The sequence below is a fragment of the Pseudomonas frederiksbergensis genome (assembly GCF_003732665.1).
Classification (GTDB): domain Bacteria; phylum Pseudomonadota; class Gammaproteobacteria; order Pseudomonadales; family Pseudomonadaceae; genus Aquipseudomonas; species Aquipseudomonas frederiksbergensis_G.
Map to the genome: position 1 here is coordinate 1 of NZ_MOBP01000208.1, position 300 is coordinate 300.

Consider the following 300-nt stretch of genomic DNA (forward strand, 5'->3'; position numbering starts at 1 on the left):
CAGCGTCCAGCGGGCGTCGGTCTGGCCGGTGCCGAACGGCAGGTACAACTCGAACCGGCCATTGGCCTTGTCAACGGTGTAGGTCACTTCGCCGCGCTTGAGATTGGCCATGTTGGCAATCTGCTGGCTGTCGAGGATGTCGCTGACTTTCTCGCCGAATTTGCTCGGGTCCTTGGTGTAGGCACCGATCCGGCCATTGCCGCAGATCAGCGCCATCACGCCCGAACCGCCGTAGTGTTTCTGGTTGGCGCCCAGGAGCATTTCCTGGATGAAGTTCACCGACAGGTCGGCGCCGACGAT

At 61.7% G+C, this 300-nt stretch carries 1 pseudogene; it reads right to left on the minus strand.

From position 1 onward, the window contains the following. Window positions 1-300 (minus strand): annotated as a pseudogene (locus tag BK665_RS33845) (methyl-accepting chemotaxis protein); the annotation flags it as partial.